General features: G+C 43.4%; 14 protein-coding genes. 8 read left to right on the top strand and 6 right to left on the bottom strand.

Features of this window, described 5'->3' with window-relative positions:
• Positions 1-3: 3 nt before the first annotated feature.
• Together FTU46_RS07195 and FTU46_RS07200 are read right to left on the bottom strand one after the other, a co-directional pair.
• Complete coding sequence (locus FTU46_RS07195) at positions 4-384, bottom strand: MCR_0457 family protein (RefSeq protein ID WP_004782633.1); 381 nt, start codon at positions 382-384, stop codon at positions 4-6.
• A gap of 159 nt (positions 385-543) precedes the next feature.
• Complete coding sequence (locus tag FTU46_RS07200) at positions 544-915, bottom strand: MCR_0457 family protein (protein WP_004782632.1); 372 nt, start codon at positions 913-915, stop codon at positions 544-546.
• A gap of 108 nt (positions 916-1,023) precedes the next feature.
• On the opposite strand from FTU46_RS07200, the gene surE reads away from it, so the two are divergent.
• From surE to FTU46_RS07215, 3 genes are all read left to right on the top strand, one after another.
• Entirely contained in the window at positions 1,024-1,800 is a 777-nt protein-coding gene (gene surE / locus FTU46_RS07205; RefSeq protein WP_125278414.1) for a 5'/3'-nucleotidase SurE, read from the top strand.
• Positions 1,801-1,907: 107 nt separating this feature from the next.
• A complete protein-coding gene (locus FTU46_RS07210; protein WP_004782630.1) occupies positions 1,908-2,747 on the top strand; it encodes a peptidoglycan DD-metalloendopeptidase family protein in 840 nt (279 codons plus the stop codon).
• 91 nt (positions 2,748-2,838) lie between these two features.
• Positions 2,839-3,768 carry a LysR family transcriptional regulator gene (locus FTU46_RS07215; protein ID WP_180104645.1) on the top strand — a complete coding sequence of 310 codons (930 nt, stop codon included), beginning with the start codon at positions 2,839-2,841 and terminating at the stop codon, positions 3,766-3,768.
• A 57-nt stretch (positions 3,769-3,825) separates the two neighbouring features.
• On the opposite strand, the gene FTU46_RS07220 is transcribed toward FTU46_RS07215, so the two are convergent.
• Positions 3,826-5,037 carry an aspartate aminotransferase family protein gene (locus FTU46_RS07220; RefSeq protein WP_034702061.1) on the bottom strand — a complete coding sequence of 404 codons (1,212 nt, stop codon included), beginning with the start codon at positions 5,035-5,037 and terminating at the stop codon, positions 3,826-3,828.
• 160 nt (positions 5,038-5,197) lie between these two features.
• Here FTU46_RS07220 and grxD point away from each other — a divergent pair, with 160 nt between their 5' ends.
• Positions 5,198-5,539, top strand: a complete 342-nt coding sequence (grxD, locus tag FTU46_RS07225; protein ID WP_034702064.1) for a Grx4 family monothiol glutaredoxin — start codon at positions 5,198-5,200, stop codon at positions 5,537-5,539.
• An 85-nt stretch (positions 5,540-5,624) separates the two neighbouring features.
• Here grxD and FTU46_RS07230 read toward each other — a convergent pair whose 3' ends face one another.
• Positions 5,625-8,279 (bottom strand): ATP-binding protein, encoded by a 2,655-nt coding sequence (locus FTU46_RS07230; protein WP_180104646.1) that lies wholly within the window; start codon positions 8,277-8,279, stop codon positions 5,625-5,627.
• Between the two features lie 178 nt (positions 8,280-8,457).
• Between FTU46_RS07230 and FTU46_RS07235 the strand changes: the two genes are divergently transcribed.
• From FTU46_RS07235 to rpmE, 4 genes are all read left to right on the top strand, one after another.
• Positions 8,458-10,629 (top strand): MFS transporter, encoded by a 2,172-nt coding sequence (locus FTU46_RS07235; RefSeq protein WP_373683620.1) that lies wholly within the window; start codon positions 8,458-8,460, stop codon positions 10,627-10,629.
• A 1-nt stretch (position 10,630) separates the two neighbouring features.
• The gene (gene gloA / locus FTU46_RS07240; RefSeq protein WP_004782618.1) at positions 10,631-11,032 is read left to right on the top strand and encodes a lactoylglutathione lyase; all 402 of its coding nucleotides are present in this window, start codon (positions 10,631-10,633) and stop codon (positions 11,030-11,032) included.
• A 144-nt stretch (positions 11,033-11,176) separates the two neighbouring features.
• Positions 11,177-12,154, top strand: a complete 978-nt coding sequence (locus FTU46_RS07245) for a bile acid:sodium symporter family protein (RefSeq protein ID WP_180104647.1) — start codon at positions 11,177-11,179, stop codon at positions 12,152-12,154.
• A 203-nt stretch (positions 12,155-12,357) separates the two neighbouring features.
• The gene (gene rpmE, locus FTU46_RS07250; RefSeq protein WP_004782616.1) at positions 12,358-12,582 is read left to right on the top strand and encodes a 50S ribosomal protein L31; all 225 of its coding nucleotides are present in this window, start codon (positions 12,358-12,360) and stop codon (positions 12,580-12,582) included.
• A gap of 97 nt (positions 12,583-12,679) precedes the next feature.
• Here rpmE and FTU46_RS07255 read toward each other — a convergent pair whose 3' ends face one another.
• Both FTU46_RS07255 and FTU46_RS07260 read right to left on the bottom strand, forming a co-directional pair.
• Complete coding sequence (locus FTU46_RS07255; protein WP_180104648.1) at positions 12,680-14,845, bottom strand: EAL domain-containing protein; 2,166 nt, start codon at positions 14,843-14,845, stop codon at positions 12,680-12,682.
• Positions 14,827-16,572, bottom strand: coding sequence for a GTPase (locus FTU46_RS07260; RefSeq protein WP_180104649.1), 1,746 nt, complete (start codon positions 16,570-16,572; stop codon positions 14,827-14,829). The genes FTU46_RS07255 and FTU46_RS07260 overlap by 19 nt, the downstream gene beginning before the upstream one ends.
• Between the last annotated feature and the right edge of the window lie 7 nt (positions 16,573-16,579).

Genomic DNA, 16,579 nt, shown 5'->3' on the forward strand with positions numbered 1-16,579 from the left:
GGATTATTTACTGTAGCTCACCAACTCATTGCAAATGGCCTGATTCTTTTTCTTGCCAGCCTTTTTGGCATCACTCTGTGCTTCGGCCAGAATGTTACGGAAATCTGACTGTTTTACCATCTGGTTCAGGCGCTCAACCGGATTTTTTTGGCCGGGCAAATATTCAGTCACCAGCTGGTTATACCCCTGATTGAATTTTGCTTTGTCTTTGACCATGCTTGGGCAAATTTCAGAAAGGACATAAATTGCAGCTAATTCTTGCTTGGTGATTTCTTGGCTCGGGGTGACTTCAATATTTTCATTTGCTGCATAAACCGAGCTGCCCCAAAGTGTCATACCAGCAACAACAGATAAACTTAAACTTTTAATTAATGTATGTTTCATCAAAAAACTCAAAAATTACATGTAGAACAATAATTTGTTAGCTTAAAGATATTTTCAAAATTGAAAAGAGGGGAAATGTAGTGAAGCTGTAGAATTATGAAGAAATGTGTAAGAGAAAAAAGACGATGCTGGCATCGTCTCATTTCAGTGAGAAAGACCTTATTCCTGATAAGCTAAAACGTCTTCACACGCTGTTTTTTGTTCGTCTTTTGCAGTCTGTTTTGCACCTTGACGTGCTTCTTCAAGCACAGTCTTGTATTCACTGTCTGCCTGAAGTTTTTGATAGGTCATCGATTTGTCTGAGTATTCTTTTAGATAAGATTGAATCAGCTGCTGAATCGTTGTATCGAATTTTGCATTCTGACCAATAATGCCCGGGCATACTTCAATCATTACCTGTGCAGATGCGACATCTTCTTTCACGATCATGTCATTTTCTTCAGCTGTCAAATCATTGGCAATAACTGCAGGAGAAACAAAAGTTGCCAAACTTAAAGCCAAAGTACCCCAAAGAGAGAATTTTTTCATCATCTTAAGCCATATGTATTAATGGATATCGTGCTACAAATATATATAATTCCTGAACTAATACAATGAAATGTCCTAGCGAGTCATTTTTTAGCTCAACGAGATTTTGCAGTGAATATATTAATTTCCAATGATGATGGCGTTTTTGCACCAGGTATACAGGCACTGGCGCAGGCCTTGAGGCCTTTAGGACGTGTTGTGGTGGTAGCTCCAGAAAGTGAACGTAGTGGATTTTCCAGTGCACTGACTTTAGACCGACCATTAAGACCGATCCAGATTTCTCCCGATGTATGGGCGGTTAATGGCACGCCGGCTGACTGTGTCTATCTGGCCATGAACGGCTTATTTGATGTTGAATTCGATCTGGTGGTCAGCGGCATTAACAGTGGTGCCAATCTGGGAGATGATGTGCTGTACTCGGGTACGGTGGGGGCTGCATTTGAAGGCCGTCTGGCCAAACAACCTGCATTAGCAGTTTCTCTATGTGGGCAAAACGTTCGATCTTATACCTTACCAGAAGATTATCGCATTGCAGCGCAATGGGTACATGATTTTATTGCGGCAGGTTTGCCGACTTTGCCTGAGCGTCATATTTTTAATGTGAATATTCCTGATGTGGCTGAGCTGAAAGGAACTAAAGTGACCTTTCAGGGACGCCGTAGCCAGTCCAAGCCGATTACCAGTCATGTAGATCCACGTGGTCGTCAGGTTTACTGGATTGGGCTATCGGGTGAAGCAGTCGCAATGCCAAAACATAAAGGAACTGAAATCGAGTCAGACTTTTTTGCAATTGCCAATGGCTATGTAAGCGTGACGCCAATTCAGATGGATGCCACAAACTATGACACACTTCACACTTTGCAAGCCCAGATTCTAAATAAAATCTAATGAATGTTATAAGTTTGTGAAAAATGAAAGCTTACAAGTATATTGTAGTAAAACTTTGCTAATCTTACTGGGTTTTTGCAACCGTATAGATGTTAGAGAGGAAGATAATGTCCTTGGTGTCACCGAAATACTTCATTCATGCTTCACCATCCAGCTTCATCAAAACTCTGGTTTTGTCCACTGTGGTTGTTTCCACAATGATTATTACTGGTTGTGCCACTAAACCTCAGGTCAATAATATGACCCGCTATGCCGCAGCGCCTGACTTCTATACGGTACGCTCTGGGGATACTTTGAGTGGCATTGCAGCACGTTATGGTCTGAGCTATATCAGTGTGGCAGAGATGAATGATATTGCTCCACCGTATCGTATTTATGTGGGTCAGTCGATTCGCCTGAAAAATAACACTACTGCTCGCCGTACTACAGCGACTCAACCTGTTACCCAAGCTGCCCCGATTCAGCGTCAAACGATTGCGATTCCAGCGCCAACCACTCCAGCTCCAACGACTGTTAAGACTACGCCAAAACCTGCCACCACTACTTCTGCACCGATTACCCCAGTATCGACAGCAGCGGGATTACGTTGGGTCAAGCCATCAAATGGTCCGGTATTACAAAACTATGATCTGGCTGCAAATATCAAAGGTACCCGTTATGGCGGTAATGTCGGAGATCCGGTCTTTGCTGCAGCAGATGGGCAGGTGGTATATGCAGCAGATGGCTTGAAGGAATATGGTAATCTGGTATTAGTTAAACATATTAATGGCTATATCACCGCTTATGCGCATAACAGTAAATTAAGCGTGAAAAGTGGCCAAAATGTAACGGCTGGTCAAAAAATTGCCGAGATGGGGGCGACTGGTACAACCCGTACTATGCTTGAGTTTCAGGTTCGCTTAGACGGAAAACCGATTAATCCAACAGCAGTTTTACCAAATAATTAAATAAATAATGCAAAACGTAAATTTCACCGTATAATACAATGAGTTGCTTTTATCAAAAGATGAAGCATCTCATAAGTTTAGAGGGGAATTTATGTTAGATCAACTTCGAGCAATGGGTGTCTTTGCTTGTGTTGTGGAAAAGAACTCGTTTAGCGGTGCTGCACGTGAGCTAGGGATTACAACCAGCGCCGTGAGTCAACAAATTCGCTCTTTAGAACAGGATATGGAAGTTGTACTTCTAAATCGTTCTACGAGAAAATTAAGTCTGACCGAAGCGGGACAAGCTTTTTTTCATAGCTGCCAGGAAATGTTGTCTGCTGCTGAGCGTGGAAAGGTTCGCATTAACGAGTTACGTGACGATCTTGTTGGTGAACTTCGTATTGTATCCTTACCGGAAGTGTGTGCGAATCATGTGATTCCTGCACTTTCTCACTGGATGTCCGCACACCGTGGCCTGACAGTCCACCTGGAAACAAACAATCATGAGGTTGATTTGTTGGAAGGGCGTATTGATATTGCCCTGCGATTTGACCAGAACGATGATGACCACAACCTTCAGATTGTGCCATTAATGCAGATTGAACAGATTCTTGTTGCTGCGCCAAGTTATATTAACCAGACCGCCATTATCTCGCGTCCTGAAGACCTGAAACATCATGATGTTTTGCCTTTAACGCATATTAAAAATCATCAGAATTTCAGTTTTCAGCATGTGCATAGCGCAGAAAAGGTTGAATTTGAACTAAGCTCACGCTTTAGTACCAATAACAGCCTGGTTGCAAAAGCCATGTGTCTGCAAGGCAATGGGGTTGCCAAGATTTTATATCTTGATGTTAAAAAAGATTTATTAAATGGTTCACTGATTGAAGTCTTGCCTGAATGGAAACTTCCGCCAGTCACCCTTTATGCAGTTATGCCTAATCGAGAACAGCAACCGACTAAAGTGCTGCGCTGTCTGGATGCATTGAAACAATATTTTAGCCAGATCTCTGGTGGACGTTTGTTACAAGTCGCATCATAAATTCCCTATAAACAAAAAAGCCGCTTTAAAGCGGCTTTTTTGTTGTTCAAGATAGACTTAAGCAAGATAAGCCTTGATCATTTTCACTAAACGTTCGATCAGTTGATCGGCCTGTTCCTGAGTAATGTTCAGGGTAGGCAACAGACGAACGACATTACCTGCAGTCACGTTGATAATGGTTTTGTATTCATCGCGTGCAATATCCACCAGCTCACCGCAGTCTTTAGGCAACTCAATCCCGATCATCAGACCGAAACCGCGTACAGTCACTTGATGATCTGCAAGCTGGTTACGTAACTGCTCAACAATATATGCACCTTTTTCAGCGGCATTGGCCACGATATTCTCTTTTTGCATAATATCGATAATGGTATAAACCACGCGTGAACCCAATGCAGTACCGCTATAAGTCGAACCGTGGTTACCCGCAGTCAAAACACCGACACCACGACCTTGAGTCATCACGGCACCAATCGGGAAGCCATTGCCCAGACCTTTAGCTGTGGTCAGTACATCCGGCACAATATTGGTGTGCTGATAAGCAAAATATTTACCGGTACGGCCATTACCTGTTTGTACTTCATCCAGCATCATTAACCAGTTGTGCTGATTACAGATCTGACGGATTTCTTCTAGGTAGCTAAAGCCTTGCGGTGCAGTGTTGACACCACCTTCACCCTGAATCGGTTCAACCAGAATAGCCACGATATCCGGATGGTTAATTGCAGCTTCTTCAATGGCTTCAATATCACCAAAAGGTACACGAATAAAACCTTCAACCAATGGACCAAAGCCTTGTTGAACTTTTTTGTTACCCGTTGCAGATAGGGTTGCCAGCGTACGGCCATGGAAAGATTTGTCAGCTACAATAATTTTTGGTGACGCAATACCTTGCATATGACCGAATTTACGCGCAATTTTGATAGCGCCTTCGTTCGATTCTGCACCACTGTTGGAGAAGAAAACTTCTTCCATGCCAGCGACTTCAGCCAGTTTCTGTGCAGCAGCAGTTTGCCAAGGCACTTCAAAAAGGTTGCTGGTATGAATCAGGGTTGCAGCTTGTTCCGCAATTGCTTCAGCAATCACTGGATGAGCATGACCCAAACCGCAAACGGCGATCCCAGTTAAGGCATCTAAATACTCTGTACCATCTTCGGTATAAAGATATGCACCTCGTCCTCGGACAAAGCTGATCGGTTGACGACCAAAGACTGGCATCAAATGTGAAGGTTGATCAGTTTGTACCGGAGCGAGGGTAATATTGTTCATGACTAACTCTTTACTGTTAGGTGGAAAGAAAAACTTATATAAGCAAAAACTTGGTCAGATTTAAAGGGTAATTGTAAATAAAAATGGATTTATTACTTTAGACGTACTGTTTTTCTTTGTTTTGGGTATAATGCGAGACAGATTAGTTGAGGATTTATCAATGACTGAACAAGCACGCGATACCGAAGCGTTAATTCGTGACCAAATTGCCAAGCACGCAGTACTTCTTTATATGAAAGGCACACCACAATTTCCACAATGTGGTTTTTCTGCACGTGCGGTAGAAGCACTCAGTCAAATTGGTCGTCCATTTGCTTATGTTAATATTCTGGAAAACCCGGATATTCGTGCAACTCTGCCACAAATTGCGAACTGGCCGACATTCCCACAACTTTGGATCAATGGTGAATTGATCGGTGGTAGTGACATCATGCTCGAAATGTTCCAAAAAGGTGAATTACAGCCTTTAGTAGAGCAATACAGTCCAGCACCTGAAGCTTAATCCTTGGATTAAACTGATAGATGTGAAAAAGCGCTTCCGAGAGAAGCGCTTTTTTTATGGGTGAATAGTGAGGCAGGGGGCAGAATTAATCTTCTGCCTGCTGACCCTCAGATTTTTCTAGTTCTTTTGATTCAGCAACCAAGGCCTCAGCTAAGGTATCTGGATCGGTCAGAACTTCCTTTATAGGCGCCTTATCTTTTTTCTTTTTCTTCTTTTTTTTCTTTTTCTTAGGTTCTTCCTCAAACTCGGCACCATCTTCAATGGCTTGCCAGTATTCGAGTTGTTCCATCACAGCAGCAAAGATCGAGTTTTTGCTATAACGACCTTTCTTGTCCATAGTCCCGACCGGGCGTGCCATCAGGATTTCTAAAGCCTGCGCGATATTATCAATGGCATGAATATGGAACTGACCATCTTCGACTGCAGCAATGACATCTTTACGTAACATCAGATGCTGCATGTTTTGTCGTGGAATAATCACACCTTGTTTACCTGTCAGGCCTTGCAATTTACAGGCATCGAAGAAACCTTCAATCTTCGCATTGACTCCACCAATCGGTTGTACCTGACCCAGCTGGTTCATGGAACCGGTAATTGCCCAGGACTGGTCGATCGGTAACTGGCTAATCGCAGAAATCAGCGCTGAAAGTTCAGCAACTGTCGCGCTGTCACCATCCACCTGACCATAGCTTTGTTCGAAAGCTAAAGCGGCAGAGAAGTGCAGGGTCTGTTCACGACCAAAATGGGCTTTTAGAAAGGAGGCCATCAATAGCACGCCCTTAGCATGCAAAGAACCGCCAAGTTCTACACTACGTTCGATATCCAGAATATCACCGCCACCTTGATATACAGAAGCAGTTAAGCGTGAAGGTAGACCAAATTCAACATCTGCATAATGAATCACAGACAGCGCATTGATTTGGCCTAGACGATGACCGCGAGTTTCAATCAGTTGAGTGCCACGGGTCAGATCTTGCCAGAATAGCTCACGTAAATAGCCTAAGCGATATTTACGATGATCCAGTGCGGTATTGATATGCTTTTCTGACACTATCTTATCACCCGCTTCGAATGCATGATGATGCGCTTCACGAATCAGGTCGCCCAGCGTTAATGCATGTAGTGACAGGGAACTCTGATCTTCAGCCTGACGGCTTGAGTCGGTCAGCAGGGCAGATAATGCAGAACGGTCAAATGGTAATAATTTATCTGATTGCACATAGTCAGCAATGAGCTGCATATAGGCTTGCTCATTTTCATCATTACGTTGCAAGGTATCGGTAAAATCAGCACGGATTTTAAAGATACTGCCTAGTTCTGGTTCAAGTTCCAGAATTTCATAATAAATTTCTGGCTCTGCCAGCAGCACCACTTTGATATTCAGCGGAATAGAAGCTGGTTCAATGGAAATGCTACCGGTGAGAGTCAGCATATGCTCTAAAGATGAAAGCTTGAGATGCCCAGATTTCAAGGCACGTTTCAGACCTTGCCATGCATAAGGCTGTTCCAATAGTTGTTCAGCTTCAAGCATCAGGAAACCGCCATTGGCATTATGCAAGGAGCCGGGACGGATCAAGGTGAAATCTGTAGTAATCGTACCATTTTGGGTCAACTGTTCCACATGACCCAATAGATTGTAATGCGTCGGGAAGTCTTCAAAGATAACGGGTGCGCCGCTATTTGGCTTATGGGTGACGATCACATTGGCCTGGAAGCGCGCTGGTACGCGACTAAACTGGGCAGGGGTAAAATCATCTTCTTCCTGTTCTAATACAATTTCGACATTATTAATAATGTCTTCAGCATATTGCTTCAGATATTGTTCTAGACCTTCGACATGCTTGAATTTAGTCAGCATCTGCTCAACGCGTGGCATCACTACCTGTTTAGCGATATCACGGTTCAATACTTGAACACGGTCACGCGCATCATCTTCCAGATCGCCTAAATGAAGGCCTAGGCGTTCCAGTTTCTTGTCCATGTAACGCATGTTTGACGCGATTTCAGCACGATCTTTATTGCTTAAAGCATTCAAATCTTCCTGAGACATTTCCTGTACTTTGTCATCTTTCAGATGAATTGGCACAAAACAATGCTCATCATTGCGGGAAATCAGTTTCAGATCGAGTTCTTCACCTTCACGGGTCAGTTCAATCAGTGCGAGTTGCTGTTCATCACCCGTTTCCTGGCGAATCATTTCAATCCGGTTATGATAGCTTTCCGCAGTAAAACGGCGCTCCAGCTGTTTTAGAATGGATTGCCAGCTTTGATGCAGCATCGTCTGAAACTTGGGTCCCTGACCGGCTGGGAATTCCAGTGCGATAGGCTGACGAGGATTCTGAAAATTATTGACATAAACCCAGTCATTAGGCGTTTGCATGGTTTTGGCATGTTGCTGTAGCAAACGCTTCACCATAGTGCGTTTGCCGAGTCCTGCTGTACCCACCGCAAAAATGTTATAGCCTGAATATGGCAGGGCAATACCGGCTTCAACCGAAGCACGGGCACGATCCTGGCCTAAAAAATTATTTAAAGGCTTGATTCGTTTGGTCGATGCCGGGATTTTATCCGGATCGGCAATACGCGTCAGTTGTACCGGTTTCAGGCATGTCTTTTCAAGGGTTGGTGTAATTTCGCTTTGTTCAAAGGCTGAGATAAGTAGGTCGGAGCTGATGTTTTGTTGAGATATAGTTGTATTACTTGAAATTGAAGAATGAATTTGATCGAGTCTCTGAGTCACTGTTGAAAGTCCAAAACGAAATATGACGTGGATAAGGTTTAAGGTATACAGATTTACTTGAAAAATTCAAGCCAACATGTCAGTTTTGCCACAAAATAAAAAATCGGGCATGCGAGAAATATATAAATTTTGTTGAAAGATACGTTATTAAAGGATTGAATAGCAGCAATTGGTTTTCGTGGAAAATAACAAGGCAATGACAACACAAACGACGGGTTGGAAATCCGCATTTACAGCATTTCTGGATCGACGTGCCCTGATCATGCTGTTTCTCGGATTTTCAGCCGGTGTCCCGATTCTTTTGATTTTTTCCAGTTTGTCTTTATGGCTCGGTGAAGCCGGAATCAGTAAAAGTGCCGTGACCTTTTTCAGCTGGGCTGCCCTTGGCTATTCATTCAAGTTCGTCTGGGCGCCACTCATCGATGAATTACCTGTCCCATTTTTGACTAAAGCTTTGGGTAGACGAAGAGCCTGGCTATTGATTGCTCAGATCCTGATTGTAACTGCGATTTCAATTATGGCTTTTTCAGATCCGGCATTGGGGCAGGCACATTTACAGCAGATGGCACTAGGTGCCGTTCTGCTAGGGTTCTCGGCGGCAACACAGGATATTGTCATTGATGCTTACCGTATCGAGCTGGCCGAAACCCAGATGCAGACCGTACTGGCTTCCACCTATAACGCGGGTTACCGGATCGGGATGATTGTGGCTGGGGCTGGAGCTCTGTTTCTGGCGGCGTATTTAGGTACAGCCAAAGGCAACTATATCTATGATGCCTGGAAATGGACTTATCTGGCGATGGCAGCGGTTATGCTGGTCGGGATTATTACCACACTGGTCATCCGTGAGCCTCAAGTGGATCGGGCACGTAAAGATTATCAGCGCAGTGATTATTTCCGTCTCGTCGGCGTGTTTTTTGTGGCAGTTATCAGCTTTGTTCTGAGCTATGTCTATTCCGGTGACTTGGTATCTAGTATCACTGCACAGTGGGCAATTCAGGATACTTTTGCCTTGTTCTGTTTTGAGGCTTTACGCTTTATCGGTTCAGGTGCTGTCGCTTTCGGTGTGGGTACGATTCTGGTCAAAATGGGTGCTGTGAATAAGCAAATGGCATTCGAAACCTGGGTCAATCCCGTAGCAGATTTCTTTGATCGCTATGGTTTAAAACTGGCTTTGGTGTTGTTATTGCTGATCGGTTTTTATAGGGTCTCCGATATTATTGCCGGTGTGATTTCCAATGTGTTCTATCAGGATCTGAATTTTAGCAAGGAACAGATTGCTGAAGCTGTGAAAGTGTATGGGGTAATTTTCTCCCTGCTTGGCGGTTTTTTAGGTGGCTTGCTGGCTCAGAAAATGAACATCATGAAACTGATGTTTGTAGGCGCGATTTTGGCCTGTTCAACCAATCTGATTTTTATTGGCTTAGTAAAGTCTGGTGAAAAGCTGGGACAGGTCGAAGTTCAGGTAGGCCAGCAAACCTTTCAGGCAGATACAGATGAAGTCGGTTACTGGAAACTGAATGTGCCCACTACTGCTTTTAAAGAGGCCGAACAGATTCAGGTTCGTGCACATTATCTGAATCATCCGGCAGATGCAGTACAAGTCAACCTGCCTTATCTGCAACAGAATGCTTCGCAAGCAGCACAATTACAGCTTCTGCCTGTTACCACAGATAACCTGATCAGTGCCAATGAGCAGGAGAATAGCATCGTGGTTCGCGGTCAGTATCTAGGGCCGGATTTAACTGCAGAGCAAAAAATTGTATTAGAGCTGAATGGCGATAAATTCGATGCCAAGCTGGATGAAGAGCGTGTCTTTAGTGCTGCTATTCCTGCCGAGAAACTGATTACTGCACCTGTGAAGCGAATCAATGCAAGCTTAATGCAGCAGGAGCAGCCAATAGTGACCCAGCAGCATTCATATGCTGTGGACTTGTCGCAGACTCAGGCCAATCCGATGGATATTGATATTCAGCCGATTACAATTGGAACAGGCGAGAATGTTGAAATTCAAGGTAAAGTGATTAAACCGTATAGTTCATGGTGGCTATATTTTGCAATTATTGTCGATAATCTGGCCGCAGGTCTCGCAGGCGCTGCTTTTATTGCCTTCCTGTCCAGTCTGACCAGTGTGTCCTTTACCGCTGTTCAGTATGCTATTTTTAGCTCACTCATGACCTTGACTCCTAAGATTTTAGGTGGATATTCGGGTACTATAGTGACCAATATCGGTTATCCGAATTTCTTCCTGATGACCACTTTAATCGGGATTCCAATCCTGATTCTGGTCGTTTGGGTGGCAAAATTGCTCGGTGAACACCAAAAACAATCTGTAAATAAGGATGATTAATATGCGCATGCTGCATACCATGTTACGTGTAGGCAATCTGGAACAATCACTCAAGTTCTATACTGAAGTTCTTGGTATGACTTTACTTCGTAAGCGTGATTATGAAGAAGGTCGTTTTACCTTGGCTTTTGTGGGTTATGGCGATGAGGAAAATCACACTGTGCTTGAACTGACCCATAACTGGGATACAGAAAGCTATGACCTAGGCAATGGCTACGGTCATATTGCGATTGCGGTAGATGATGCTTATAAAGCATGTGAAGAAATCAAGGCACGTGGTGGCAATGTTGTTCGTGAAGCTGGCCCAATGAAAGGCGGTGTCACTGTCATTGCATTTGTGGAAGATCCAGACGGCTATAAAATCGAGCTAATCCAGCAAGACAACAACGCACGTAATAACTAAGTGTTATAAAGCGATATATGTGAAATGTATTCATGTATGGATGAAAATATTCCTTCAATCTGAATGCATAACATGGACCCGGCATCTGTTAAGATAGCCGGGTATTTTTTATCGAATAATAAAATTTTGAGGGAAGGACATCAGATGCTTAAACTGCTGGCATTGGACCGCTTTACGATCTTGCTCTTTGTTATGGTGTTACTGGCCAGTGTATTGCCAGTGTCAGGGCAGGCAGCTGAAGTCTTTAGCTGGATTACGACAGCAGCCATTGCGATCCTGTTTTTCCTGCATGGTGCCAAGCTTTCTCGTGAAGCCGTAATTGAAGGCTTGATGCACTGGAAATTACACACTTTGGTCTTTGCCTTGACCTTTGCACTTTTTCCAATTTTAGGCTTGCTGGCAAAGCCAATCCTATTGCCAATGCTGGGGCAGGAATTATATTGGGGATTCCTGTTTATGTGCTTCCTGCCATCAACTGTACAGTCTTCGATCGCCTTTACCTCAGTGGCTCAAGGGAATATTGCCGGTGCGATCTGTAGTGCCTCTTTTTCCAATATTATTGGGATGTTCATTACCCCGATGCTGGTCACATTCTTTATCCTTGGGAAATCTCAGCATGGCTTTGATCCGACAGCATCGATTCTACAGATTACACTGCTGTTATTGGTGCCTTTTATTTTAGGCCAGTTACTGCGTCCCTGGATTTTCCCAAAAATGCAGCAAATGCCCAAGATCGTTAAGATATTCGATCAGGGCTCAATTCTGATGGTGGTTTATGGGGCATTTAGTAGTGCGGTGGTGGCTGGACTTTGGCATGAAGTCAGCTTAAGTACTTTGCTCTTGCTGCTGCTGGCATGTTCGGTTTTATTGACCATCGTAATGCTGTTGTCGTTATTTATTCCACGCTGGCTGGGCTTTAATCGTGCCGACCAAAAAACGGTGTTCTTTTGCGGTTCCAAAAAAACACTGGCCAGTGGCGTACCAATGGCACAGATTCTGTTTATTGGTCAGCCACTTGGCATGATAGTTTTACCGATTATGATTTTCCATCAAATCCAGCTGATGGCCTGCGGCGTGATTGCGAATCTCTGGGCCAAACAGGCGGTACATACAGAAGAATAATTCGCTTATTGCTTTTGTTTGCCGTATAATACTGCCCAACTTGTTGTGCTTAGCTCTGACGGTATCCGTCTCGGTGGGCCAAAAGAATGGTCTGTTGTGGTGTTGATCTGCCTGAATCCTGATTCTGGCCCTTCCTCAATATTTGAGAGTGATCAATTGCGATGACAGCAAAACCTTCTTTCATCTTAATGGAGTAATCGACGATGCGCGCCGATATTCACCCAAAATACGAAAAACTAGTTGCTACTTGTTCATGTGGTAACGTAATCGAAACTCGTTCAGCTGTTGGTAAAGAAACTCTTTACCTAGACGTATGCTCAGCTTGCCACCCATTCTACACTGGTAAGCAAAAGAACGTCGACACTGGCGGCCGTATCGACAAGTTCAAACAACGTTTTGCTGGTATGTCACGTTCTGTTAAACGTTAATACCCAAAATGAAAAAACGGGCTTTATGCCCGTTTTTTTGTGCCTGCAATTTAGAAAATCATTTCACGTTTCTAGATTGAAAGGCGAGTACAAGACCTTAGTGGTCTTGTACATCAATCAGATGATCCAGTTTTTTCTGGAAATAATCACCCTGAATAAAGCGGGCATCCACGTTCCAGGCATTCGCAAATAAGGTCATGTCATTCAGTTCACGAATCATGATATTCACTGGTTTGATTTCATTGTACGTGGTGATTTTTTCCTGTAGCTGTTCAATTTCAGCATCGTTGTTCAGCATCTTGGTTAGTTTGCTATCCAGGCTCAGACCATTGATATCGAACTCACGTAGCAAGGTTTCACTATACATTGAGTGACCAAAGTTACGAATCGCAATCCGCGCGCCATGTTCATGTAAAGTACGTAGATATTTCTGCGCATCCTGCTGATTCATCAGGATATCTTCTTCAGAGAACTGCAAGGTCAAAGGATGTTCGACTTTACTGCGAATAATGGTAATTAGTTTGGAAATAAACTCAGGGAAAGTACGGTCTTTAAATAGCACCGCACGGTTCAGGTTCACGATTAAACGGGCATCCGGATACTGGGTAATAAAGTTGTGCAACTGCTTGCTTGATTCAACCAGAATCCAACGATCCAGTTTAATAGACAATTCATCATCTTCATTAAGTTCCATCAAGGAAGAAATATCCTGCCATTTATTTTCAAAGATAAAGCCACTAGTCACCTCATACATATAGAGGTTGGTATCTTCTTTATCATAGAGCTGTTGATATTTCAGATGAATTTCACCACGTTCCAGACATTCACGCAGTGCTTTTAATACTGGAGAGGTTGTGAGTGGTACAGTGCTGACTGCCGGACTGACCGGTATGGACTCAGACGCTGGAATAACGGGTTCTGAAACCGTGAAGTCAATGCTCGGCATTGAAATCGATTCCTGAGTCGTTGCAGGAATATCCAGAACAAATTCAGACGTTTTTTGTGCTTGTGGTAAAGGAGTAGAGAAGGCCCGACCGACTAATTCATTACAATGGCTTTCATCACGCAACTCACCGTCAAGCAGGGTATAACCGATGCGTAGATTGAGCGGATAAGTTTGCTGATTCACTGTAATAAGCTGTGGTTTGGTCAATGAACCTAGTCCAACCAGTTTGGATTCCAGAATGTCTTGCGCATCTGCCTGAATGATCCCCACCAGAACATCATGTTCCAGTTTAAAGAGTGGAATACGAACCTGCTCTTTTAGAAATTTCTTAACTTCATGGAAATAACCTATGTAGGTCGCCCAATCACCATTCAGGACTTGCGGCTCATACGCAGCAAAGGAGAAGGTGATCAATGCATTGGCTTTGGCCGGTTCACGATTAAGTTCACGCTTAAGTGACTGTAAGGTATTTGGCTTGTTTGCAACTTTTTCAGAAGAGGCACTCGCCTGAGTAGTCGCTGTATCAATCGTAATTTGTAGTGCATCTTCTTCAGCACTAGATGCCAGAAATTCCAGTTTTAATGGATTGGCAGCAGCCACATTTGGATTCGAAGAAGTAATATCAAAACGACCTAAATCAAATTGACCCTGAGAAATCTTTTTAAAGCGGGATTTAAAATCATTCAAATCTTGCGGCTGTAACAGGTCTAAAAGTGGCAGACCGATAATATCGTCCTCGCTTTTAAGGCCAAACAGTTTGAGATAATCGGCATTGGCCTGAATATGGATGCCTTCCTGAATGGTTGCGACTGCACGGTTACTGTCTTCTACCAGTGATTGTGCCTGGCTTTGTGCAGTTTCCAGTTCTTCCATTAAATGGCGCTGGGCTTGCATGGTACGGCTAAAGGAAAGGGCACGCACCAGATTCAGGAAGAAGCGGTCTGGATAACCCAGATTCAGAATGTCAAAAATGCCTTTACGGATATATTGGGCATATTGTTCAGCCTGATAATCTTCCGGCTTTAACAAAAGAATAGGAAGATCAGGTTGCTGCGAAAGTTGAACCAGACTTAAGGCCTGTTCATATTTCAGATCATAAGCACGACCAAAAATAATCAGGTCCCAGTTAAAGTTTAACTGTTTTTCAAAAGATTGCAGATCATCAAGCAGAACGGCATCGACCTGATATTCATTGCTGGTTAAGAGATCACGGATTTGGTTATATCTAATTTGATTATCATCAATGATCAGTAAACGTGTTTCAGTACGTTTTAACTTTTTAGACAATAATGGATTTCTCACTTCAATGCTTCCCATAAATCGTGATTTCTAGTTTCATTCAATTGCTTATGTATAAAGTTTTCGATGACATCTTCTTCTTGATCATTTAATAATTCATAGTCAAAACGGATAAAACTTTGTGTAATGAGCTGCGCCTTGGTCAGGTAGATTCTGAGTTCTTTTTGGCCAAGACGTAAATGAATGGTCTGTTTTTCCCTAAACATTTGTGAGCCAGAGACAATAATACTGGTTGAGGCCTGATCGAGCTGAGTCATCTGTACCAGAATGGCCGGCTGATAATTGATACTGTGTTTGTCGGTACGGGCATAGACTGCGCAAGGGAACAGTTCCTGTGCCAGAATTTCCAGACCAATTTCAAGACTTTTATCTGCTGACTGTTTGATCCAGCGAATGACTCCGCCACGCCACTGGCTTTGAGATTTTTCCTGAACCAGAATAAATTCACCAGTTTTCAGATTGGCAGGCGTGATACCTGACCATTTAATCCGGTAACCATTGACACTGATATCGAGAACTTCAGCGGTATGAATCTGTTTGGCTTCGCGATCGAGCGCCTTGATACTGCTGAATCCGCTTGGAACAGTATTATGCATTGAGCTGACAAAACTGCTTTCGCTCTGGAAACCATAATTGCCTTCCAGTTCCAGCGTTTCATTAAAGTTTTTACCCTTAGACAGATAAAAATGCGCCACCGTTAAGCCAAAGCAGATATTGATCTGTGCGGAATATTCATAACGCTCATGACGGCGTTCGACATTATTCGAAAGCAGGTTATAGATATGAAAATGCAGGGCAGGCGTCAGGAACAGCTTTTCATTACGTGACAGATACTGGGCATTTTTGCTTTGAGTACCGGTCAGGTGTTCCATCAGGTTTTGTGTCGAAATATAGACGCTCGGCTGGAAATGCTGACCCTGATGAGAATTCAGTAAAGGCGGATGATCTTTGCTGGCATCAACCACATAACGTGACAGTGTGGTTTCTTTTGGCAGAATCTGAACCAGTTTCGCCCAGTCTGCACTACATAAATATAAGCCCTGAATTTCAGCAGGACGAATCTGATGAGTATTAAAGATATCCAGCAAAATCAGTCGTGCATAGGCTTGGGTAATATTCTGGATTTCGTGCTGGGTGCCAAGAACCTGATTGATGTTGGTCTGATAGAAATTATTTTCCATCGCACATTCCAGCAACTGATGTGCTGCCAACCACTGGCCAGCGCCAGGTGTGCTATACAGCATATGCTGTTGATAGAGCAGGAGACTTAACTGTTGCAGGCCATAGTAAATAGACACCATCCGGGCACTTTGCAGGCTTTTCTTTTTGCCCAGGGAAAATAGTGAAAACTTTTGATGATTCAGCTGATGATTACAGCGTTTGGCAATATCTATATAGATCTTGGCAAAATAGCTGCGTAACAGCATGGCCAGTTCAATAATCTGGTCATTGCGATCCGTCGTGATCAGACCCTGATTGACGAAATGTTTCTCAAGACTGGCCAAAACATTTTCAAGGGTAGGGTGCAATACCTGAATCAGGTCAAAACGCAAGGTTTCCGCACATTTCAGTTCGGAAATTTCCAGTAAAGCACTGAACAGAGACTTGGATGAATTCCCCAATTGCAGGATTGAAATTCCTGCGACCCATTCCTGCAATGCTTTGGCATTTGTGGGACAAAAACTTAGCTGTTCTATGGTGAGTTCAGCCGTTGTCTGAAAAATGTCTGCAGTATGCTTACTCATCTTTATT

The sequence above is a fragment of the Acinetobacter sp. YH12108 genome, assembly GCF_013419055.1.
Classification (GTDB): domain Bacteria; phylum Pseudomonadota; class Gammaproteobacteria; order Pseudomonadales; family Moraxellaceae; genus Acinetobacter.